We start from the raw sequence: 21,281 nt of genomic DNA, 5'->3' as shown, positions 1-21,281 counted from the left end.
TAACCACCATGGAGGAGATCGTACACCTGCGCATAAAAAAAGAATATGCCGCGGAACTGATTGAAGATTTGATTCGTGCGCAAGCTCTGGAGCTGGTAGGAGAAAATGATACCGATATACCGGAGTGGCAAAAAGAAGCGGTGCGCCAGACCCTGCGTCAGGTACAAGAACATCCTGAGCAACTGCAGTCCTGGGATGTCATTAAGCAAAAATACAAGCGGCCCTGATGAGTACTTTTGAACTCGTCTTATCTGCCGATGCCGTTAATGATATTGATCAGGCTGTTGACTATTACAACGGTCTCTCCGATGGGCTGGGCTTTGAGTTCACTGATACCATCAACCGGTATTTTGCTAAAATCCAGCAATTGCCTTCAGCTTCGGCTATCCGCTATAATCAGGTGCGCGTGAAGCCCGTAGATACTTTTCCGTTTACCATTCACTATACGGTAACGGAAGCGCAGATCATTATCCTCAGAGTGTTCAATATATATCAGAAGCCGGTGAAGTAAGACCTGCCAAATGTGGTGAGTAAATCGTGGATATCCAAAAGCTGGGCAGCGAAGTCAAAGCCGATGTCTTCGCCCTGCTCAATGCCTTCCTGCAATCCCATAAAGCAAAAAAAGTATTCGCCCACAAAACGATGAAGCCGCTCAATGAGCGGCTTCATCGTTTTGTGCCCCTTTGCATAAATATCAAATTTATGGACCTGAAGAAACATAAATAAAAAACAACCAAGCCAATCAATTCAATAGCCACTCCCCTGACGTCTATATGTTTCTGAGAAGTAAAATAGACGTAAACAAAGTATTCTGCAACTATTACTAACCCTACTAAAACAAGAAAGTAAATTCTTCTTTTAGCTTTGAAGGCCAAGAAAAGTGGAGCAGAAAACAATATCATGTTTATAACAGGAATCAATGAAATTATCCATAGATAATAAAACAAGTCGCTGCCATTTTTAATGTTTTGTATCTGCAGCATCTTAAAATTATTAGTGACGAGCATAAAAATCGCATATACTAACATATACTTTAGAAGCAGGTAAAGCAGAATATTTACAAACGAAGGCTTAAGCATAATTACAGTCTTTTATACCAGTTTGCAGGCAAGTAAGAGGTGTTATATGTTGGTCGTGGTGGATAATACCCACCGCTTGAGATTATTGGGGACGTATGCCCAGAACCCGGAGCACCATGAGTTTTTTCAAATGAGGGCTGACTGTACTGCATAACAGTCATACCATTGACTTTAAGAGTTGCAGAGGGAAAAACGTCAGTTGCAGCAGAGACAGAAACATTGCCTTGTGCAGAGATATTTACATCCAACTTTTGAGCAACGTTTACAATGTTATAACCCATTTGGTTTAGTCCAATTTCTTCGCTTTTAGAAACACTTGCATGTTGCTCCATACTAACGTTAAATCCGCCGTCAGCAGTTGCTGCGGCATTAAACTTATTTTGGTCCTTTCCCAGTCCAGGATAAAAATCTCTGCCATTGTCTATAGGAGACGTTGGCGTGGGACCAACGTCTGGATGATTACCTGCGGAAACACTTGTTAGCTCACCCTTTTCATTTTCGTTCCCTGTAACATAGACTGTTGTTGTCAGTTTATCACCTGCAGGAAGGTTTCCTAATGGCCCATCCCAAAGTTTTGCATCAATATAACTGTTGAACTCAAACTTCAACGTTTTGCCTAAATACGTTTCGCCTACCTGTGTCGATGCTTGTGAGTTTGCGTTGTTGTCCCATCTTATTTTTCCTGTCTTGTCATCTTTCACAAAATCATTTACACTCATTCCATCCGGGTCAGTAAATCTAATCGGATTGTTTAATGCATAATTATAGGGTGACCACCTTCGGTATTGTTCCGATAATGGATCAATCGTATGCCACCTTCCTATCTGCGGATCGTAGTTTCGTGCGCCGAAGTCGTACATCTCCAAACCAGAACCATCCAAGAACTCTTTTTCTTGTTTCTCCTTCCCTCCAAATTCATACTTATTATCCAACTTCCCCATGGCCTTGGAACTAATGCCTGCCATGGTGAGTCCAAACGGATAATAATGCGTCTCTTCCAGTATCGGTCCTTTTATATGCGTTACATGAAGGTTGTCAAAGTACACGTCAATATTCGGTGTTTCATTACTTACATAAATATACAAATAACCGTTTTTATTAACAGGTAAATTTGCCCAGATGTGTTCGTATACATTAGGATTATCAGTACCATTGTTATAAACTGATTCTGCTGGCACCTGTTCGTACCCACTATAACCACTGGCTATGATATTACCGCTGGCATCTTTTGCAATTTTTAGCTGCTCATCAAACAACACCCAACTTACGAACGCTTTTGGACGGGTACTGGCATAGCTGTTTTGTGTGTTTAAAAAACTGCCGGCTCCTGGTGTAAACACACCACTATTTTGCAATTCAGTCATAGTACCCTTTGTTGCAGCATTTCCAACATGAGCCGCCATCATGAAAACAAGATCAACAATAAAATCTGTGATTGGCGCAGAAGGCGTAGTGCCATTTGTTTTGTACCAGCTATTTACACGCAGGTTAAATTTATCCCCTGCCATTACTTTAAGCAGCACACCCGGCCCTATACGTTGACCACTTCCTGTAACTTTGGCTACTTTTTCATTAGGACTTGTGTAATTATCAACCGGGTAGCCAACGGGTTTAGCCACCCTGGTATTCCCAATGTTCGAAAAAACTGCCTCTTCTCGAACAGCAGTTCCTTCTTCCATCGATGCAAGATCAGAACCTTGCTCTTGCTCATCAGTAATCACTGTGCGTACATTGCCCAAATGATCTTTGAGCATGTAGTCAAACACGAAGGCTGACATGTCCGCCTTCATTCGTATCCGTCCCTCTTCATTGTTTACCTGTCAATTATATTTCAACCAGAAACAGTGATATGCTTACCAGATGCTATTGGCTTAACCGTATTACTTTATACTTCACTGCCGATTTTTTGACTCAGTGATGGTATGAATCTTTAATGGATGCCGGAATACCGACACCATACACAAAAAATGAAATACCCTCCGGTGAGGGAAGGTATTTGCCTATTCAAAGCGGAAAACTTTTGCGTCATTGGTATACGCTAGTCCCCACCTTACATTTTCTTGGCGTCTTCCAGGAACTTGGCCAGGCCGATATCGGTCAGGGGATGTTTCAGCAGTCCCAGAATGGAGTCCAACGGACAGGTACAAACGTCGGCACCCAGCTCGGCGCATTTGATGATATGATTGGGGTTGCGGATAGATGCCGCCAGTATTTCTGTCTTGAATCCCTGGATACCATAGATATTGGCGATCTGGCCAATCAGTTCGGTGCCTTCCCAGCCACTGTCGTCGATCCTGCCAATGAATGGAGATACATAGCTGGCACCCGCCTTGGCAGCCAATATGGCCTGTCCGGCTGAAAACACCAGTGTGCAGTTGGTTTTGATGCCGTTATCGGTAAACCACTTGATGGCTTTGATACCGTCTTTGATCATCGGCACTTTCACCACAATATTGGGATGGATGGCAGCCAGTTTCTGGCCTTCCTCTACCATGGCCCTGAATTCCGTGGACAGTACTTCCGCACTGATGTCTCCATCTACCATTTCACAGATAGCCTTATAGTGGTTGATGATATTTTCTTCGCCCTTGATGCCTTCCTTGGCCATCAGGGAGGGGTTGGTGGTTACACCATCGAGAATTCCGAGTTCGTTTGCTTCCTTGATCTGCGCGAGATTCGCAGTATCGATAAAAAATTTCATGTAGGTGATTTTGGTTAATCGCTGACGAAGATAGCAAATTGGAAGAAGAGTGCAGAAACCGTAAAGTGAGGGAAATAAAAAATGGCAGGCTACTCACATCGCGCCGCTACGACCACCTACCCTTGCTGTCTTCCGACCCTGGGGGAGTTCAGTAGGAGCTGGCCGTGTGAGACCTGCCGCCGCAAAGATAAGGGGCCGGAAGGAAAAAAACAAAAAAGGTGAATGGGTCAATGGGTGAATGGAGGGAGAAGTTAAAAGGCACCGCGGGGCCGGCCGGCGAGGGAGTTGATCTTTGTTACCGAAACCAGTTCATCAGAACGGCCACCGAGCGAGCGATAATAAACCAGTATGGTATAATTATTTTCCGTTTCCCAGTAATTGCCCTCGGTTCGACCAAAATCAAAGGTGGCCGCAGCCCCCTCCCCTTCTTTCAGCGCATAGGCATAATCGTAATACCCCTGCTTTAACCAGATGGAGGTCTCATACACGCCCCTTTCCTGGTTGAACACCATCTTCGACTGGCTGTCCCTTCCATAATTGGTCAGCTCACCAAACAGGTAAAGGTCCTTTTTAAATGGCATGCCTGCGGGAGGCCGGAAACTGAAATATACCGTCGCATAATCACCCTGCCAGTAAGGATTCATGCCATCCAGCGTCTCATTGTAAAACATGCCGTTGGCATCCCGGTAATATACAAAACGCAGCGGCGAGCGGTCAGCGTCCGTGGTAACATACACATTGGTTGCGCCCGATTTGTACACCGCACTGTCCACCCGGTCAGTCTGCAAACGGAAACTGCGCAGATCCAGCCATCTCCACTCCTTTCCTGCCGCAAACACTGCATCCTGTTCGGTATTATATTCCAACTGGTTCTGCCGCATGAAAGTGGGCCGCAGACCGGATTTCCTGTTATCCCAGCGATTGTTCTGCAGAATGGCAACAGTTACCTGCTGCATGGCATTCACCATATTCAACTGTCGGGTATTGACCGTAAATACCAGTTTCTGGTGTGTGGTAAACACCTGGTTATTGAAGGGTTGCTGTACCTGCACTGAAACGGCCGCCTTTTCCTCCACCACCAATACCCTGCGGGTAAATGCCAGCCGGGAAGGATCCCCGTTCAGGAAAACCTTCAACAGGTAATTACCCGAACGTGATGGAGCACAATTCCTGTCGGGCACCACCTGCTGGTAGTGTGTATAGCGGGTGAGTGCTACCGAAGATGCCCTGTAGGTTATTATCCTTTGTTGTGTAAAGCCGCGGATATAATCCATGGGACTCAGAACAGCCGGTGTCCAGTCTGCATTACAGAGTTGCCAGGTATAGGAATAGGCCTTGGTTCCACCCTCCCGGTCATCAAAATGAAGTTCCAGTTGGTCACTGCTGCCAAGGCGGATAACCGGGTAGCCCAGGGGATTGCCGGCAAGGTGAAGTTTTACATTCTGGATATTGGAGTAATAAATTTCATCCGGCTCCTGGGCCACAAGCGAAGCCTGCGGCGCCAATAAACACAGCGATACCATAACCATAAAACCAATACTAATACACTTCATTGTCCAGTCTTTTTTGAGATTCCGCATTGAATGCCTTCACAAGTCTACAAAACACGGCCGGTTAAAAATAGTTTTCTCCGTTATATTTGGCCCCTAAAACCATGCCGTTTGAATATTGCAGGATATATCGCCAGGAAGATCGCCTTCAACACGCAGAAGTCCTTTTCCCGCTTCATCATACGGCTGGCCATTGCGGCCACTACCATCAGTGTTACCGCCATGATCATCGCGATGGCTTTCACCAATGGGTTCCAGTATGCCATCAGCCAGAAGATCTTTAATTTCTGGGGGCATATCAGGGTTCAGCATTACGAGCCGGATAAAGTAATGATCGCTGAAGAGTATCCCATCGAGAAAAATGATACTGTCCAGAACCTGAAGAAGGTTGTGCCCGGCATAACGGGCATCCAGGCCTATGCCACCAAAAACGCCATTCTCAAAACATCGGAAAGCATTGAGGGCGTGCTCTTTAAAGGCATAGAAAAAAATTACGATACGGCGAGATTGCAATCCTTCCTGAAAGAGGGTCACTGGATGTCTTACCCCGACAGCGGGTACAGCAACGAGATCATTTTATCGGCCTATACCGCCAACCAGCTCAACCTGAAAGTAAATGATCCCATCCTGATCTATTTTATCCAGAATGATGGCAGCGCACCCCGTGCAAGGAAACTCAATATTGCCGGCATCTACAAAACAGGCATTGAAGACTACGACAAACTGATTGCCATTGGTGACCTTCGATTGATCCAAAAGCTCAATAACTGGCCGGAAAACCAGATCGGGGGGTATGAAATCTTCCTGGACGACTACCGCAGGATGGATACACTGAATGAAACCATCTTCACTCATTTACCCGATCTCTGGAACAGCAAAACCATTAAAGAGATCTATCCCAGCATATTCGACTGGTTGGCATTGCAGGACCAGACAATCGGGATCGTTCTGCTCATCATGATCATTGTGGCCGTGCTGAACCTGATCACCTGCCTGATCATCCTGGTACTGGAAAGGACGCGAATGGTGGGAGTCCTGAAAGCCCTGGGGGCGTACAATGGCACCATACAGAAAGTATTCCTCTACCATGGCGCCATTATTACCCTGGCCGGAATCTTACTGGGCAATATCATTGCGTTTACCCTCATCTATCTTCAATCCAGGTATGGCTTTATAAAACTGCCGGAAGAAATGTACTATATCTCCAAAGCCGAAGTAAAACTGATTCCCTGGCAGATCCTGGCGGTTAATGCGGGGACTTTTATCATTTGCATGGCAGTTCTGCTGATCCCCAGCCTGATCATCCGGAAGATACAGCCGGTGCGGGCGATACAATTTAAATAGTGAACCGGTCAGGCTTCTTTAAGCTGTGAGAGAAGGATGCCTGTAGCGACCGCAGCATTTAACGATTCTGCGGCGCCTGTGCGGGGAATGGTGACAAAATGTTTCAGGTGCTGCATCAGTTCGGGCCTGATTCCCCTGGATTCATTTCCGATAACCAGTGAACTTGGGCCATGTATTTTCACTTCCTTCATAGGAGTACCACCCAATGTAGCCGCCAGGAAATCCCGATGGGCATGGGCTTTCACATATTCAACCAGGTCTGTATAAATGATTTCCACCCGCCCGATGCTGGCCATGGTACTTTGCACCACTTTGGGATTAAAGGCATCGGCACAGTCTTCACTGCAGACAATCTGTTCTACCCCAAACCAGTCCGCGATCCGGATAATGGTTCCCAAATTGCCCGGATCCTGAATCCCGTCCAGTAATAATTGCCATCCGCCGGGAACCACCACCAGGTCGGGTTTATAAAAAATAGCTAAAACCTGGTTGGGGGTTTTGAGGAAGGAAAGCCGCTCCAACTCCGAATCAGTAACTTCCACCGACCCTGGTTCCGTTTTCCTCTGCGGCGCAAAACTCCACCAGTCGGCCGTTCCATACAATTCCTTCACCTTCATGTAGGGCATAGACAGTAACTCTGCCACTACCTTTGGCCCTTCTGCCACAAACACAGCTTCCTCATCCCTGAATTTTTTGTGGCTTAAACTTTGGATATATTTGACCTGATTTTTTGTAACCATTACCTTATATTTTTTCAGCAGCCTATGCCAGCAAATATAACCAACACCCGCATCCGTAATTACTATTACCGGATGCTTATTTGGTTACCCCTGCTGCTCGCCGCCGGTTGCAGGACGATAAAGAATTACCCGGTTGAAAAACCTTTTATCTATAAAACAACCGTAAAGGTAGATACAAAACTTCCATCCAGTGAAAAGAGCAACCTGGTTTCCCAACTGGAAAACCAGCTGGATGACAGTCTGCAGGTAAAATGGACCAGCAAGCGATTCCGGAAAATCCTCAACCGCCCACCCGTTTTCGACACTATATATGCTGCAAAGTCCCTGGACTATATCAATGACCTGTTGCGTGCTTCGGGATTTATGTACGGCAACATCAGCTGGGATTCGAGCATTAACCTGGTAGAAAACCAGCAAAGGGTCAATGTAGTCTTCAACGTGGTAACCGGGAAAAGGCTTAGGCTGGATTCCATTGGTTATGCTTTCCGCGATTCCACCCTTCAGGCAATTGCCCTTGCCAGCCGCAGGGAATCCCAATTGAAAAAAGGAGATGCTTATTCCAATGGCAGCATATCGCTTGAACTGGACAGACTGCTCAACATATACAGGAACAATGGTTACCTTAAGATCAACCGGGAGGACGTATATGCAGAAGTAGACACTGTGGTGGCAGCCCTGATAGACCCCGGGCTGGACCCATTTGAACAGATCCGGTTGCTGGAAGAGGTGCAGAAAAGAAGGGAGAACCCGCAAATTGATATCGTATTCAAACAACGCGGCACGGAAAACCCAGAGCACCTGCAGCAATACCGGTTTCGTGAAATCCGGATCTTCCCGGACCGCACCCTGGTTCAGGATGGTGCCGGCCAGACACCAGACACCATCAGAAAAAACGGTATCAGTATCATCAGCACAAAAAACCTGTTCAAAACCCCATTCCTGCTGAGGAATAATTTCCTCCTTCCCGGTGCCCTATACAAACAGGAAGATGTTTCCCGGACCAATAACGTACTGGGACAAATGGGCGCCTGGCAACAGGTGGGTATAGACCTGCTGCCGGTGGACAGTCTTGCAGTAGTAGATGCGGAAATCAATATGTTCCCTGCAAAGAAACAAAACCTGACGGTTGACCTGGAAGCAAGCCGCAATGCCACGGATCTCATTACCACTTCCAACTTGTTTGGTCTTGCGATCAATTTTGGCCTGCACGACAGGAACGTGAACAGGCAAGCCATACAGGCAAATACCAATATGCGCTTCGGAATCGAACTGGGCAATCGCGGCAGGATCATCCAGACCCTTCAGGGAAGTATAGGCCAGAGTTTCAGCATACCCAAGTTCGTGACTCCCTTTCGGGTTAAAGCGGAAAAAAACCTGCTAAGTACCCGCACGCTGATCACGGCCAGCGGAACATTAACGGACCTGCGCGATTTTCTTACTTTCAGGTCACTGAATACAACTATCGGTTATGAATGGACGAATAAAAAGAATCGCAACTGGTACTATAGCCCCTTTAATATTGAATATGTAAGGACCATCAAAACCGACAGTTTTTACAAGGAAGCGCAAAAGATTCCGAACCTCAACTACCTGTACAACGATGGCCTGATCATTTCGCAATACCTTATCCTGCGCCAGTTCTGGACCAGGGGAAAGAGACTGTACAACTTCAAGATCCAGTTGGAAGAGAGTGGCGGTATTTTTGGAAACATCAAAACCCTTGACCTTAACACCAGGCTTTACCGTTTTGCAAAAGCTGATATCGATTTCAGGCATTACATCAACAATCCCAGAAGTTCCTGGGCGTTCAGGTTTTTTGTCGGGGTGGGCATCCCTTACGGAAAGCAGTATGATACGGCGGGAAATATCATCAAAGAAAATAACCTGCCCTTTTTCAAATCCTATTTTGCAGGTGGCCCCAGCAGTATGCGCGCCTGGCAGGTGAGGCAGCTGGGACCGGGCTCTTCTAAATTTTACGCCAATTCACAATCCTTCCGCTTTGCAGACCTGCAGCTTGAAACCAATATCGAATACCGGTTCAATCTCGGAACACTTTTTGGCATCAACCTGAAAAGCGCCTTATTTACGGATATAGGGAACATATGGTACCGGAACAACCAGGGCAATCCTGAGCTGGACGAAGCCGCATTTAAACTCAGTCGCCTCTACAAGGATATCGCAGTGGCAGGAGGTACCAGCCTGCGGTTTGATTTCAATTATTTCATGATCCGTTTCGACTGGGCTTATAAGATGAAGGACCCTTTCTATTCAGATATCAGCAGTGGCTGGTTCCAGAATGTAAAACTACTGAAGGGACAATTCCAGCTTGGAATAAACGCACCATTCTGACGGCACAGGACACCCCCAACCACAACCCCATCTTCAAACTTCAAACTTCAACCGGTTCGTGATAGTTGTTACCGCCTCATCCATCGTTAGTGCATCTTCCACTTTATACTCACCGATCCGCGTGCGCCTTAAGCTGCTCAGGTAAGCGCCGCATCCAAGTGCCGCACCGAAATCATTTGCAAGGCTTCGGATATAGGTGCCCGTTGAACAAACCACCCTGAATGAAACCATCGGCAGGGATATCTCTGTAATTTCAAATGCAGCAATCGTAACGGGGCGTGGTTCAAGTTTCACATCCTTGCCCTTTCTCGCCAGCTCATACACCCGCTTGCCGTTGATCTTGATGGCAGAATGAATGGGTGGCACCTGCATGACAGGCCCGGTAAATTGTTCCGTGGCGGCATGAATGGCATCAGCCCCGATTTTCGCACCGCCGGGGCCCTCTATAAAACTATCATGAACTATATAACCCGGCGTTGGCACCGGTTCAGATTCCAGGTCATAAGTGGGTGTGGCCGCGCCAAGTGTTATAGTACCCGTGTATTCCTTTTCACGGGCCATGTATTCATTGATCTTCTTGGTGAACTTACCGGTGCAGATAATCAATAAACCGGTAGCTAAAGGATCAAGTGTTCCTGCATGACCCACTTTTTTGATCCTTACCAGGTTCCTGATCTTACGAACAGAATCAAATGAAGTCCAGTCCAGGGGCTTATCTATCAGCAGCACCTGGCCGTCGGCATAGGGATTCACCATCGCATCCGGCATTGTCTTTTTTACAGACTCTCCCTGCTGATTGAGTTGCTCAGTTTTATGATGCTTTTCCTCCGGTATATGCTGTTGTCCTTCCTGCACGGTAAAATTTTCGCAAAGGTAAGCCAGGCAAAATTAACGGGTGGCTTCTTTTAAAGCAGTCCAGCTTTCTTCAAGTGCTGCAGTTTTATTATTTCCGCCGGGATGCTTCGATACAAATTTCTGCGCGGAGGCTTTACGCTCCTCCGTTAATGGATGGGTACTTAGAAAGCCGGGCATGCTAACCTCTTTCTCAGATTCCTTCAGGCGGTCCATCAGCCATATCATTCCTTTAGGATCTACACTATTCTGCAACAACCTTTCCATTCCCTTTTCATCTGCCTCTTCTTCCAATCCGCGGGAATAAGACAGGCTCCTGAGTTTGTTGGCATTTCCAGCGATGGTGGTTCCCAGTGCACCCATATCGCCCAGGACCAGGCTAAGCACAAAAGTACCGGTAAGTTCCTGCAACATGTTGCGCAGGCTGTGCCGTTCATTTACATGTGATGCTTCATGCCCCAGTAAAGCGGCCAGTTCCTCAGGGCGCTGCATTTGCTGCAATATTCCCTTGTACACCACAATATGGCCGCCCGGAATAGCAAAAGCGTTCACTTCCTTTTCATCCACGACGGTGAAATGCAGGGTGTAGTTTTCACTCAGTTTCAGTTTCTCAGCAAACGCTGCAAGTTTTACCCCCGCCGCAGTATCAACAGGCATACCTGATACCATGGAGGAATAGATCATCTTGCCCAGTTCCGCCTCCTTTTTGGGGGAAATGAGCTGGAGGCCAATGCTGGATACACCAGCCACCAGGAGGTAATAAAGCGCCGCAGCAAGACCGGCCATAGCCAGCAAAGCAGCCGGCAATACCAGTTTACCCATTCTTTTTTTCCTTTTCTGCAGTTTTACATTGGTAGCTTTCAACAATTCTGTTAAAAGAAAATGCTGTTCCGGAACTTCCAGTTCGGCGGATCTGTCGGGCAACAATGAAAACCTGGCCGAACCCTGTTCCCGGGCAATCAGACTGATGCCATTATAAGGATAAGCAGCAATAAAACTATTTTCATCCGGACTGTAGAGCTGGATAGCATTATTGAACAATAACATCCGCGCCGGCAGAAAACCGGCTGACTTCTTTTGGAAATATTGTACGATCGTTGAATCCATTCTACATAAAAAATTATCTGCAAAGTTGCCGAGAATTTGCCATAATTCAGATTTCCTGCCGGGCTTTTAGTTCAAGATATTTGTTAATTGTATTGATTGTAAGCAGTGATGGCGGCGTCAATAAGGATACAATCCCATATTTGCCCAACTCTTTCACCATCAGCCTTTTTTCGAAGGCAAATTTTTCTGCTATCGTTTTAATATAAAGCTGTTCGATATCATCCACAGGTTTTTCCGTCAACTCTTTCAGCCCGGTGTTCTCGAAGAACACCACCAGAACGAGGTGGTTCATGGCCATGCTCCTGATAAATGGCAACTGCCTTTGAAGGCTGCTAAGCGACTCAAAATTGGTGAACAACACCAGCAGGCTGCGTTGGGTAATTCGGGTGCGGACCAGCAGGTGCAGTTTTTCGAAATCGCTTTCCAGGAAACGTGTTTGCTGCCTGTACAACACTTCAGCGATACGGTTCATCTGCATGGCCCTTCTTTCGGCGGCAATTACAGCGCCTATATTTTCATCGAAGGTCACCAGGCCGGCCTTATCGTATTTGATCAGCGCCACCTGTGATAAAATAAGGCTGGCATTGATGGCATGGTCCAGCAGGGTCATTCCGTCAAACGGCATTTTCATGGCCCTGCTTTTATCTACCAGGCAGTAAACCTGCTGGCTTCTTTCATCAGTAAAATTATTAACCATTAATTGCCCACCCCTTCTTGCCGTGGCTTTCCAGTTGATATTCCTGATATCATCACCGCTGACATACTCCTTGATCTCCTCAAATTCCAGGCTATGCCCCACCCGCCTGATTTTGCGCGAGCCTGCCTCCGATAAATTGGCAGTATGGGCCAGCAACTCGTATTTACGCAGGGTCTGGAAAGATGGCCAAACCTGGACCATCCGCCCGGCCTCCTGTACGATCCTCCGCTCGGCCAGCCCCAAAGGACTTCTCACCATCACATTAATATCACCAAACCAGTATTCTCCCCTTTCCGCAGGTCGGAGTACGTACTCAACCTGTTCAACTGCTTCCGGTGAAAGTTTGAGCCGCAGGATAAAATCCCGTAATTGAAACTGAACAGGCACTTCATCAATAACAGCAAGCCTTGCGGTGAAAGTGAATTCGTTTTTCAACTGAAGTACCACCTGGTTGGGATCGCCATTGCTGAATTTATCCGGCATTTTCCGGCTTATGGTAATTCCATGCTGGTTACCGAACAATACAATGATATCCGCAAGCAGGGTCAGCAGTACTATAATTCCAGAAATAAATGCAATGGTGAAGAGGAAAGTAACAGCATAGGAAAGTATACACAACAACACTATACCCGCCAGCGCCAGGTAAAGTCGCCGCGTAAAGAACAACTGTCGGAATAAATGTATCAAGCCGGTCATCAGCGGGGAATATCCGTTGCGTGAATGATATCATTGATCACTTCATCCGGTGTACCGCCTTCCATCTCCTTTTCGGGTGTAATGACGATCCTGTGCCTGAGTACCGCAGGTGCTATGAACAGGATGTCCTCCGGAGTCACAAAATCACGGCCATGCATAGCTGCAAATGCCTTGGATGCCTTCATGATTCCAATGGATGCCCTTGGTGAAGCGCCCAGGTAAATATGTTTGTGGTTCCGGGTCCGGCCAACAATGTCTGCAATGAACGCCATCAGCTTTTCTTCCATATGAACCTGGCTCACCTGCTGCCGTAAAAATTCAAGTTGCTCAGCCAGCAGTACCGGCTTAACCTCCTGAAGCAGATCCGGCAGAACAGATTTGTGGTGGAATTGAAGTATCCTCAGCTCTTCTTCCGGTGATGGATAACCGACGAGAATTTTGAACAGGAACCGGTCCAGCTGCGCTTCAGGTAAATGATAGGTACCCTCGTGCTCTACAGGGTTCTGTGTGGCCACCACTATAAACGGAGGGGCAAGCGGATAAGTGTTACCGTCCACCGTCACCTGTCTTTCCTCCATTACTTCAAACAGGGCCGCCTGGGTTTTGGCCGGGGCGCGGTTGATTTCATCAATCAGCACAATATTGCTGAAAATAGGTCCGGGGCGGAACTGGAAAGCCGCATCCTTTGGATTGAAAACAGATGTACCAACCACATCCCCTGGCATCAGGTCAGGGGTAAACTGGATCCTGGAAAAATCAACATTAATGGCACGGCTGATCAGTTTGGCGGTCAGCGTTTTGGCCACACCGGGTACGCCTTCTATCAGCACATGCCCGTCAGCAAGGATGGCCGCCAGCAGCAGTTCGATCATCTGGTCCTGCCCCACTATTACTTTCCCAACTTCCTTTTTCAGGTTTTCGATAGCCTCATTAAGGCTCGCCAGGTCAATGCGCGATGTGAAAACATTCTCTTCCATCAGGACTTGTTTTTATAAAATTTTTCTAATTGACGATTCAGTTCAAGCAAGGATTCATCATCCGGGTTACCGTTGGCTTCCAGCTGCGCCAGTGTTATCAGAAGATCTTTTACCCGGGTTTCAGGAAACCCGCTTTTCTGCGCCAGCAGCCTGATATAATCAGGATCAGTTGACACGGTGTGAAGGTTATAACGGTGACGCACAAACTCCTTAAAATGCCCCAGCATCTTCAGGGCAAGGTCGTGATTATCCTTTCTCTGGTAATAAAGGCGGCCTACGGTTGTCACAAAATCAACCGAACTGTTGGCCAGGGGTTCTTTCACGGGGATAACCCTTTGCCTTCTTTTCATTTCACTAAAGAGGATAAAGCCAAATATCAGTAAAGCCAGCAACAATGCCCAGCGAAGTGAAGGACTGGCCATAATGACTCCCAGGGTGGAAAAATGTGTATTCTCCCCTGCGTTCCGGAAATAGTCGTCCCAGATCACTACTTCAATATCCTGACTGAGCTTTGAAAATGCCTGGTCAAAAAATGACTTGTTCTGCTGGTGAAGCAGGAAGAAATTTGAAAAAACATAAGGATTCGAATGCAGGCTTACCGTACCGTTATTGCCATAAGCCACCTGTACAAAATTGGGTTTATTGTTCCATGAATACCCAAGAACCCTCGTATTGGAGGAATCCATGGCATTGACAAACTGCCGGGCACTGAACCCGGGGTAGGAATACGACAGGGTGTCTTTTCCTGAGGAACCCACCAGTTTTACCGCCATCCCTTTAAAAGGCTGTTCCGCCGGGGAAAATTCAGTCTTCAAACCGAAAGCTTCCAGCAAAGCAGTGTCTATACTGATGGCGCTTAGAAAAAGATGATTCCCCTTTGAAACAAATTTTTTCAACTCATTTAATTCGCCCTCACTGGTAAAAATTTTGGGGGATATTATTACATATAATATACTCCCAGCACCTACGGAATCTTCCGGATCCTCCTCTTCAAAATCAGCCGCAAAAAAACGGTTCTCCGGGCCGGGAGAATTTTTCCGAAGTTCTACCCGGGCATCCGGAAAAAGATAACCAATATGTTCATAGGCATACCAGGAACCATAGGGTATCTTGTCTTTATACCGCATGGTAACACGTTCATTCAGGATTTTTTTGCCTCCCCAAAAGCAACTCTGTAATAAAAAAGCCGGCAATACAACCAGGACGATATGGATCAAAATCTTTGCTCTCATCAGATCCTGTTAATTAGTTGATTAAAACGATCGGCCACCTGCCGGTACATTGATTCACTGACCTCAAAATCACCGTACCAGGCATACTCATAAATCCGGGTGAGCGATTGGAACTCATGGTACCGGGGATGTTGTCTTAAAGCCAACAGGTATTCAGCATTGGTGGTTTCAGCATGCCAGGTGATCAGGTCCCTGTCATGCAGGCGATGAAGCATCTGAAGAAAATGGTACCGGATGGCCATTCTGAAATCATGATCCCGCAGGGCTTCCGCAATTTTCATATCCCAATTCAGGGTAGCTTCTGTCGGTAAATCCAATGTTCTTTTTTTGCGGGCGGAAGAATAAAAAATGAACATATTATTGGCCTTCAGGACAGACCAAAGGGCCAGCAATAAAAGAATAACAACAATCAGGTAAATAAGGTACCTGAACCAGGGGCGCCTTAAAAAATCCAGGAAGCCGTTCAATGGTACGGGTGGCTCTTGTTTGATTGCCCAGTATGCCGGATCATTGGCATAGGCAAACTGTTTATCCTTCTGAAGGGAAGCAACAATAGAATCAGGGACTTCCCGTACATAATAATTCTGCCATACAGAACTATCCTGGGCAAACAACTGATTGGTTGAACACATTCCCTTTAAAAGGAAAAGCAGCACAAAAATTACATATGGCCGGAGAAATTTCAAATGGATACTGGCAGTTTAGGAGCATTTTTCATCTTTCGTGACAGGCTGATCGGATACCAGACAAAATACCAGATAATAAAAAATAAAGACAGGAGCAGTATCCCGATACTCAGCCAGGCGGGCATGGTGGAATGACGTGTGATGAATCCTTCAAAAAAAGCCGCCACTATAAAAACCGGTACCAGGCCGATCATAATTTTCAATCCGTTCTTTGCCCCTGTCATCAAAGATTGCAACCTGGTGTAGGTGCCGGGAAACAGTAAATGACCGGCTATCACAAACCCGGCAGCGCCTGCAATAATGATGGCAGAGATTTCGAGTGTACCGTGAATCCAGATTACCAGCACAGAAGGCCAGCCCAATCCTTTTGCAAAAAAATAATACTGAAAAGACCCAAGCATCATCCCATTTGAAAAAAGCATGTAAACGGTTCCTATACCTGCAAACACACCAGACACAAAAACCATAAATGACACCCTGATATTATTAAGGGCTATTTGAAGAAACATGGACCATTCATCAGTTCCTTTATACACACCAAACGGATCGCCCTTTTCGATGTTATCTTCTGTCATTTCTACATAGGCATTTCCAAGTACACCCCTTACAAAGGTTTCGTCCTGTGCCGCTGAAAACGCTGCCATGATGGCGAATAAAAGGAAAATGCAAAACGAATACAGCAGTTCCCTGTGGTAACGCCTGATGGTCAGCGGCAATTCGGTTTTCCAGAAATGCAGGATGCGCGACTTCTCCTCTTTTTTATTCCTGTAAATAGTCAGATATATCCTGGATGCAAGTCCGTTCAGGTATTCTGTCACCTTGCTGCGGGGATAAAAGGTTTTGGCGTACCCGAGATCATTCACCAGTTCAGTGAATTGCCTGGCCATTTCATCCGGACTGGACGCAGGTTCCTGCTGGATCTGCTTCCATTTATCCATATTATTTTTTAGGAATTTCCCTTCCCGCATAAGAACCCAATATAAGGTCAAAAATTAATTCCCGGAAATAAGACGCTGTTATTATCTTTTCACCAGATTTATCAACTGCATGTCAATCGCAAGGCTAAATACAGGGTTTAATATTGAGGTTGAATTTCCCATCAGCCCCTTTCATCGCCGAGTGATTGCCTGGGCCTTTGATTTGACCATCATCATTATTTATATCTGGCTGAGCAATAAACTGGTGGCCTATCTCCCCGGGAATAACGGAGCCGGCACTATTGGCTGGTTGGAAACCATCCTCTGGCTTCCGGTTGTACTCTATCATCCCGTTTGTGAAATAACCATGAATGGCCAGAGTATTGGAAAAAAAATCGCCGGCATCAGGGTAATTGCGGTTACAGGCGGGCAACCAACCATAAGCCAGTACCTGTTGAGATGGCTGTTTAAAATCGCAGACTTCCCGTTGTGGATAGCTTTTGCCGTGTTTGAAGGGATGTGGCCCTGGTACACATTCCTGCTGGTGTTCGGCGGGCTTGCCTGTATTGTACTAACGGAAAAATCCCAGCGTATCGGCGACCTTGTTGCAGGGACCATGCTGATTGATACCAGGTTCAGGGGGCGTTGGCAGGATACGGTATTTACCGATGTGGAAGAAAATTACACACCGGTATTCCCGCAGGTACTGTCACTCAGCGATCATGATATGAATACGGTAAAACAGGTATTGCTGAATGCCGGCAAGAACAGGAATCCTGCCCTCACCGGCCGTGTGGCAGATAAAATAAAAACAGCGCTGAAAATACAATCCGACCTGGAACCGGAAGAATTCCTCGGAGTGCTGTTAAAGGATTACAATGCATTGTCAGCGCGTTGAATATTCTGTCATTAAACTGAAAATGCCAGCGCAGTCAAACCACCGATCATAGCGAGTGCATAGATCGATAAAAGCACGATGGTCAGGATGCCCAGGAATTTAAAGCAGGACTTCAGGTTACGGAAAGAAGTCTGCAACTGGTGGGCGTCTGCGGCCCGGAGTGCCAACTGCATGCTGCCGGCAAAACGGTAGAGATAAAGACAAGGGATGAAGTAGAGCGCAGCCATTGCAATATAGACGATGGATAAAAGGAAACCACCGCCCGGCATCATACTGTTCTGCATCAGCGAGCCCATGAATGAACCCATACCGATAGCCAGGATTACCATCAAACCACAGCCGATAAAACCAAGAATGGATAAAAATTTAGCCCATTTGGCGGTTTCTGTGAGATAACTGCTGGATTGGTCATCGATTTGAAGATCAAAGAGATTCGTGTTGGTGTTGGATTGTTCCATGTTGGAATTTTTAAAGGGGTTTAATGGTTGAATAATTAATGAGTGCCCCAGCCGAAAAGGGAAGCGACACCCGTTATGGATAAAAAGATTAAATAAAGGATTACAAGGATGCCGGTGCTGATGGCAAGCCACTTAAAAAAAGCAGCAAGGGGCTGAAAAGCATGGTTCAGCAATTCGTTATCATTTTTTTTGATACCCTTTAACAGGCGTGAAGCATATTGAAAAAGCCAACTGGTCGGAAAAATGAACAGTACCGCAACCAGGATGCTGGCCCCATTTGCAGAATAGTCAGTTGAGCCATCCAGGAGGTTTTTAATTCCAAGCCAGGCCATCCCGCCAATAAAAAACAATCCTGTAAAAGCCAGTCCCCTGGCCCATCTGGCAGCCTGCCGGATAGCTTTCAAACCCTTTTCGTTCAGATAAAAATCAGGATGCGACTGTTCTTCCTTGTTGACCATCTGGTAATAATGAAGGCTTAATATATAAAAAACATGCACAACCAAAAAGATTGTGCATGTTTTAATTTTATTGTTCTACAAATGGAAAATCAATATGCCCGGGCAAACAGAACGCGTTGCGTGCTGGGTTTGCCGGTAAGGATACATTTTCCTTCTTCGGCTTCGTTTCCTAAAGGAATGCAGCGAATGGTTGCCTTGGTCTTTTCCTTGATGGCCTCTTCGGTTTCAGCGGTACCATCCCAATGCGCGGCAAGGAATCCACCCTTTTCATCCAGCAACCGTTCAAACCCGGCCCAGTCATCTACTTTGGTGATATGGCTGTCGCGGTAGGCCTTGGCCTTGTTAAACATATTCTGCTGGATCTCATCCAGGAGGTTTTTGACATATTCAGGTAATCCTTCCATGGATACGCTGGTTTTCTCCTTGGTATCCCTGCGGGCAATTTCCACCACATTGTTTTCAAGGTCACGTGCCCCGATAGCGATCCTTACGGGCACGCCCTTCATTTCATATTCGGCGAATTTCCAACCCGGGCGAGAGTTGTCGCTGTCGTCGTATTTCACCGAAATGCCCATTTTTTTCAGGGCCTGCATGATACCGTTCACTTTTTCGGTGATCAATGCTTTTTGTTCATCGCCCTTGTAAATAGGAACGACCACTACCTGCAGGGGGGCAATTTTAGGCGGCAGGATCAATCCCTGGTCGTCGCTGTGTGCCATCACCAGGGCGCCAATCAGGCGGGTACTCACGCCCCAGCTGGTTGCCCAGACATATTCCAGTTTATTTTCCTTTGTCAGGAATTTTACGTCAAACGCCTTAGCGAAATTCTGTCCCAGGAAATGGGAGGTTCCAGCCTGGAGGGCCTTGCCATCCTGCATAAGCGCTTCAATGCAATAAGTATCTTCTGCACCGGCAAATCGTTCACTTTCGGATTTTACTCCCCTTATTACCGGAACAGCCATGTATTCCTCCACAAACTCGGCGTAAACGTCGAGCATTTTGCGGGTCTCCGTAATAGCTTCTTCGCGGGTGGCATGGGCGGTATGGCCTTCCTGCCAAAGGAATTCAGCCGTACGCAGGAATAGCCGGGTCCTCATTTCCCAGCGAACCACGTTGGCCCACTGGTTTACCAGGATGGGCAGGTCGCGATAGCTTTGGATCCAGTCCTTATAGGTATTCCAGATAATGGTTTCGGAGGTAGGGCGAACGATCAGTTCTTCTTCCAGTTTGGCTTCCGGATCAACCACCACGCCTCCTCCATTGGGATCATTTTTCAGGCGGTAGTGGGTAACCACTGCACATTCCTTGGCAAAGCCCTCTACGTGGGCAGCCTCTTTGGAAAGGAAGCTTTTGGGAATAAAGAGGGGAAAATAGGCATTCACATGGCCCGTTTCCTTGAACATGCGATCCAGTTGGTCGCGCATGTTTTCCCAGAGGGCGAACCCATAGGGTTTAATTACCATACATCCGCGAACGGCTGAATAATCGGCCAGTCCGCCTTTCAGTACCAGGTCATTGTACCATTGCGAATAATCCTCGGCCCTGCTGGTGATCTCTTTGCTCATTATAAGTAGTTGGGTTTTAACAATTAGCTTGCAACATTTAATTAGAGAAGGCTGTCTTATATTTGTAGATTTATACAGCGAACGCAAAAGTAATTTTTTAAACTCATTAACAGCTGCGCTATGAACCTCAAAATTTCCGGATTAGTGGCAGGAATTGGCCTGGTGGCTTTAACCGGTTGTTCTTCCGTTTACCAATCGGGTCAGACGCCGGATGACGTATATTTTTCACCCGGACGGTCAGCCGTTGCTGCCGGCGGAGAGGAATATATGGAAACCAATTCCCGCAGGAAATACAATGACAGGTATTACACCAATCCAGATTACCGGGATGACCAGTACCTGAGAATGTCGATCGCGGCCGGAAGACGTCCATATTTCTACGATGATTTTGCCATGATGGATCCATGGATGCGCAACAGCTGGCTCTATAACAGTTATATGGTCTGGAACAGCCCGTTTAACAGCCCCTGGAACTCCATGTACATGTGGAACAGTTTTTATAATCCTTATTATGGAATGGGATCTGGCTGGTATGGCGGCGGTGGCTGGTATGGCAGCGGATGGAACGGTGGCGGCTGGTACGGTGGCGGAATTCCTGGTAAGCCGGGTGGCAATTTCTTTACCGCACCAAAACCCAGCAGGCCCGCTTCAGCTTTCACTATGAGCAGTTACCTGAATACCAATAGTGGCAACAGGAACGGTTACACTCCGCGAAATTACAATGGCGGCAATTATAATAACTCCAACAGGAACTATTATAATACCAATAACAACAGAAGGACCCTGTTTGGCGGAGACGATAACAGAAGCTTTAACAATTCATCAAATGACAGGCCTACCAGAAGCTATACTCCCTCATCGAATTCCGGTGGAAGTTCCAGGAGCAGTTCCGGCGGCAGCAGTGGTGGTGGCGTAAGCCGACCGACACGTACAGGTAATTAATTAGGACGGTTCATATTTGACGGAGGAAACAAC

Annotated in this window: 21 protein-coding genes and 1 other RNA gene; 6 read left to right on the top strand and 16 right to left on the bottom strand. The window is 46.8% G+C overall.

Annotation, left to right across the window (positions count from 1 at the left end; genetic code table 11):
• The first annotated feature begins 8 nt into the window (after positions 1–8).
• Both BC349_RS15060 and BC349_RS15055 read left to right on the top strand, forming a co-directional pair.
• Positions 9–227 (top strand): hypothetical protein, encoded by a 219-nt coding sequence (locus BC349_RS15060; protein WP_187257596.1) that lies wholly within the window; start codon positions 9–11, stop codon positions 225–227.
• Positions 227–511 (top strand): type II toxin-antitoxin system RelE/ParE family toxin, encoded by a 285-nt coding sequence (locus BC349_RS15055; protein WP_187257595.1) that lies wholly within the window; start codon positions 227–229, stop codon positions 509–511. The genes BC349_RS15060 and BC349_RS15055 overlap by 1 nt, the downstream gene beginning before the upstream one ends.
• Here the strand turns inward: BC349_RS15055 and BC349_RS15050 are convergent.
• From BC349_RS15050 to BC349_RS15030, 5 genes are all read right to left on the bottom strand, one after another.
• Positions 493–669: a hypothetical protein gene (locus tag BC349_RS15050; protein WP_187257594.1), complete on the bottom strand. Its 177-nt coding sequence runs from the start codon at positions 667–669 to the stop codon at positions 493–495. The genes BC349_RS15055 and BC349_RS15050 overlap by 19 nt on opposite strands.
• Positions 670–1,081: 412 nt before the next feature.
• Positions 1,082–2,857, bottom strand: coding sequence for an RHS repeat-associated core domain-containing protein (locus BC349_RS15045; RefSeq protein ID WP_222840196.1), 1,776 nt, complete (start codon positions 2,855–2,857; stop codon positions 1,082–1,084).
• A 272-nt stretch (positions 2,858–3,129) separates the two neighbouring features.
• Positions 3,130–3,780, bottom strand: coding sequence for a fructose-6-phosphate aldolase (gene fsa, locus BC349_RS15040; RefSeq protein ID WP_187257592.1), 651 nt, complete (start codon positions 3,778–3,780; stop codon positions 3,130–3,132).
• A 79-nt stretch (positions 3,781–3,859) separates the two neighbouring features.
• An RNA gene (ffs, locus tag BC349_RS15035) (signal recognition particle sRNA small type) lies at positions 3,860–3,959 on the bottom strand.
• Between the two features lie 72 nt (positions 3,960–4,031).
• The gene (locus tag BC349_RS15030; protein ID WP_187257591.1) at positions 4,032–5,333 is read right to left on the bottom strand and encodes a type IX secretion system plug protein; all 1,302 of its coding nucleotides are present in this window, start codon (positions 5,331–5,333) and stop codon (positions 4,032–4,034) included.
• A gap of 108 nt (positions 5,334–5,441) precedes the next feature.
• Here BC349_RS15030 and BC349_RS15025 point away from each other — a divergent pair, with 108 nt between their 5' ends.
• Entirely contained in the window at positions 5,442–6,674 is a 1,233-nt protein-coding gene (locus BC349_RS15025) for an ABC transporter permease (RefSeq protein WP_187257590.1), read from the top strand.
• Between the two features lie 8 nt (positions 6,675–6,682).
• Here the strand turns inward: BC349_RS15025 and BC349_RS15020 are convergent, their stop codons facing one another.
• The gene (locus tag BC349_RS15020; protein ID WP_187257589.1) at positions 6,683–7,414 is read right to left on the bottom strand and encodes a TrmH family RNA methyltransferase; all 732 of its coding nucleotides are present in this window, start codon (positions 7,412–7,414) and stop codon (positions 6,683–6,685) included.
• A gap of 24 nt (positions 7,415–7,438) precedes the next feature.
• Between BC349_RS15020 and BC349_RS15015 the strand changes: the two genes are divergently transcribed.
• Positions 7,439–9,763, top strand: a complete 2,325-nt coding sequence (locus tag BC349_RS15015) for a BamA/TamA family outer membrane protein (RefSeq protein WP_187257588.1) — start codon at positions 7,439–7,441, stop codon at positions 9,761–9,763.
• Positions 9,764–9,796: 33 nt separating this feature from the next.
• Here the strand turns inward: BC349_RS15015 and truB are convergent, their stop codons facing one another.
• The 7 genes from truB to BC349_RS14980 form a co-directional block, all read right to left on the bottom strand.
• Complete coding sequence (gene truB, locus BC349_RS15010) at positions 9,797–10,531, bottom strand: tRNA pseudouridine(55) synthase TruB (protein ID WP_379802280.1); 735 nt, start codon at positions 10,529–10,531, stop codon at positions 9,797–9,799.
• Between the two features lie 120 nt (positions 10,532–10,651).
• On the bottom strand, positions 10,652–11,722 hold the full coding sequence (locus tag BC349_RS15005) for a M48 family metallopeptidase (protein ID WP_187257587.1): 1,071 nt from the start codon (positions 11,720–11,722) through the stop codon (positions 10,652–10,654).
• Between the two features lie 46 nt (positions 11,723–11,768).
• Complete coding sequence (locus tag BC349_RS15000) at positions 11,769–13,115, bottom strand: DUF58 domain-containing protein (protein ID WP_187257586.1); 1,347 nt, start codon at positions 13,113–13,115, stop codon at positions 11,769–11,771.
• Positions 13,115–14,092 (bottom strand): AAA family ATPase, encoded by a 978-nt coding sequence (locus BC349_RS14995; protein WP_187257585.1) that lies wholly within the window; start codon positions 14,090–14,092, stop codon positions 13,115–13,117. The genes BC349_RS15000 and BC349_RS14995 overlap by 1 nt, the downstream gene beginning before the upstream one ends.
• Positions 14,092–15,324 carry a DUF4350 domain-containing protein gene (locus BC349_RS14990; protein ID WP_187257584.1) on the bottom strand — a complete coding sequence of 411 codons (1,233 nt, stop codon included), beginning with the start codon at positions 15,322–15,324 and terminating at the stop codon, positions 14,092–14,094. Before BC349_RS14990 ends, BC349_RS14995 begins: the two co-directional genes overlap by 1 nt.
• Entirely contained in the window at positions 15,324–15,956 is a 633-nt protein-coding gene (locus BC349_RS14985; RefSeq protein ID WP_187257583.1) for a DUF4129 domain-containing protein, read from the bottom strand. The genes BC349_RS14990 and BC349_RS14985 overlap by 1 nt, the downstream gene beginning before the upstream one ends.
• Before the next feature lie 50 nt (positions 15,957–16,006).
• On the bottom strand, positions 16,007–16,948 hold the full coding sequence (locus tag BC349_RS14980) for a stage II sporulation protein M (RefSeq protein WP_246456979.1): 942 nt from the start codon (positions 16,946–16,948) through the stop codon (positions 16,007–16,009).
• A gap of 109 nt (positions 16,949–17,057) precedes the next feature.
• Between BC349_RS14980 and BC349_RS14975 the strand changes: the two genes are divergently transcribed.
• Positions 17,058–17,825, top strand: coding sequence for an RDD family protein (locus BC349_RS14975; RefSeq protein WP_187257581.1), 768 nt, complete (start codon positions 17,058–17,060; stop codon positions 17,823–17,825).
• Between the two features lie 11 nt (positions 17,826–17,836).
• Here BC349_RS14975 and BC349_RS14970 read toward each other — a convergent pair whose 3' ends face one another.
• From BC349_RS14970 to proS, 3 genes are read right to left on the bottom strand one after another with little or no spacing between them, the layout of a single operon-like run.
• Positions 17,837–18,283, bottom strand: a complete 447-nt coding sequence (locus tag BC349_RS14970; protein ID WP_187257580.1) for a DUF5362 family protein — start codon at positions 18,281–18,283, stop codon at positions 17,837–17,839.
• Positions 18,284–18,318: 35 nt separating this feature from the next.
• A complete protein-coding gene (locus BC349_RS20185) occupies positions 18,319–18,780 on the bottom strand; it encodes a DUF5362 family protein (RefSeq protein WP_187257579.1) in 462 nt (153 codons plus the stop codon).
• Between the two features lie 50 nt (positions 18,781–18,830).
• On the bottom strand, positions 18,831–20,306 hold the full coding sequence (proS, locus tag BC349_RS14960; protein WP_187257578.1) for a proline--tRNA ligase: 1,476 nt from the start codon (positions 20,304–20,306) through the stop codon (positions 18,831–18,833).
• A gap of 120 nt (positions 20,307–20,426) precedes the next feature.
• Here proS and BC349_RS14955 point away from each other — a divergent pair, with 120 nt between their 5' ends.
• The gene (locus BC349_RS14955) at positions 20,427–21,248 is read left to right on the top strand and encodes a hypothetical protein (protein ID WP_187257577.1); all 822 of its coding nucleotides are present in this window, start codon (positions 20,427–20,429) and stop codon (positions 21,246–21,248) included.
• Positions 21,249–21,281 lie beyond the last annotated feature (33 nt).

Source organism: Flavihumibacter stibioxidans, from assembly GCF_014332695.1.
Classification (GTDB): domain Bacteria; phylum Bacteroidota; class Bacteroidia; order Chitinophagales; family Chitinophagaceae; genus Flavihumibacter; species Flavihumibacter stibioxidans.
The sequence above is the reverse complement of the archived record's forward strand: the minus strand, read 5'-3'. Positions and strand labels throughout refer to the sequence as shown.

Excerpts from the sequence above, each read along its gene's own strand:
- BC349_RS15055 (WP_187257595.1), top strand. The coding sequence starts at position 227 with ATGAGTACTTTTGAACTCGTCTTATCTGCCGATGCCGTTAATGATATT.
- BC349_RS15030 (WP_187257591.1), bottom strand. The coding sequence starts at position 5,333 with ATGAAGTGTATTAGTATTGGTTTTATGGTTATGGTATCGCTGTGTTTA.
- BC349_RS15020 (WP_187257589.1), bottom strand. The coding sequence starts at position 7,414 with ATGGTTACAAAAAATCAGGTCAAATATATCCAAAGTTTAAGCCACAAA.
- BC349_RS14985 (WP_187257583.1), bottom strand. The coding sequence starts at position 15,956 with ATGTGTTCAACCAATCAGTTGTTTGCCCAGGATAGTTCTGTATGGCAG.
- BC349_RS15045 (WP_222840196.1), bottom strand. The coding sequence starts at position 2,857 with ATGTCAGCCTTCGTGTTTGACTACATGCTCAAAGATCATTTGGGCAAT.
- proS (WP_187257578.1), bottom strand. The coding sequence starts at position 20,306 with ATGAGCAAAGAGATCACCAGCAGGGCCGAGGATTATTCGCAATGGTAC.
- BC349_RS14990 (WP_187257584.1), bottom strand. The coding sequence starts at position 15,324 with ATGAGAGCAAAGATTTTGATCCATATCGTCCTGGTTGTATTGCCGGCT.
- BC349_RS15000 (WP_187257586.1), bottom strand. The coding sequence starts at position 13,115 with ATGACCGGCTTGATACATTTATTCCGACAGTTGTTCTTTACGCGGCGA.
- fsa (WP_187257592.1), bottom strand. The coding sequence starts at position 3,780 with ATGAAATTTTTTATCGATACTGCGAATCTCGCGCAGATCAAGGAAGCA.
- BC349_RS15050 (WP_187257594.1), bottom strand. The coding sequence starts at position 669 with ATGAAGCCGCTCATTGAGCGGCTTCATCGTTTTGTGGGCGAATACTTT.
- BC349_RS15060 (WP_187257596.1), top strand. The coding sequence starts at position 9 with ATGGAGGAGATCGTACACCTGCGCATAAAAAAAGAATATGCCGCGGAA.
- BC349_RS15015 (WP_187257588.1), top strand. The coding sequence starts at position 7,439 with ATGCCAGCAAATATAACCAACACCCGCATCCGTAATTACTATTACCGG.
- BC349_RS14975 (WP_187257581.1), top strand. The coding sequence starts at position 17,058 with ATGTCAATCGCAAGGCTAAATACAGGGTTTAATATTGAGGTTGAATTT.
- BC349_RS15005 (WP_187257587.1), bottom strand. The coding sequence starts at position 11,722 with ATGGATTCAACGATCGTACAATATTTCCAAAAGAAGTCAGCCGGTTTT.
- truB (WP_379802280.1), bottom strand. The coding sequence starts at position 10,531 with ATGCCGGATGCGATGGTGAATCCCTATGCCGACGGCCAGGTGCTGCTG.
- BC349_RS14995 (WP_187257585.1), bottom strand. The coding sequence starts at position 14,092 with ATGGAAGAGAATGTTTTCACATCGCGCATTGACCTGGCGAGCCTTAAT.
- BC349_RS14980 (WP_246456979.1), bottom strand. The coding sequence starts at position 16,948 with ATGGATAAATGGAAGCAGATCCAGCAGGAACCTGCGTCCAGTCCGGAT.
- BC349_RS14955 (WP_187257577.1), top strand. The coding sequence starts at position 20,427 with ATGAACCTCAAAATTTCCGGATTAGTGGCAGGAATTGGCCTGGTGGCT.
- BC349_RS14970 (WP_187257580.1), bottom strand. The coding sequence starts at position 18,283 with ATGGAACAATCCAACACCAACACGAATCTCTTTGATCTTCAAATCGAT.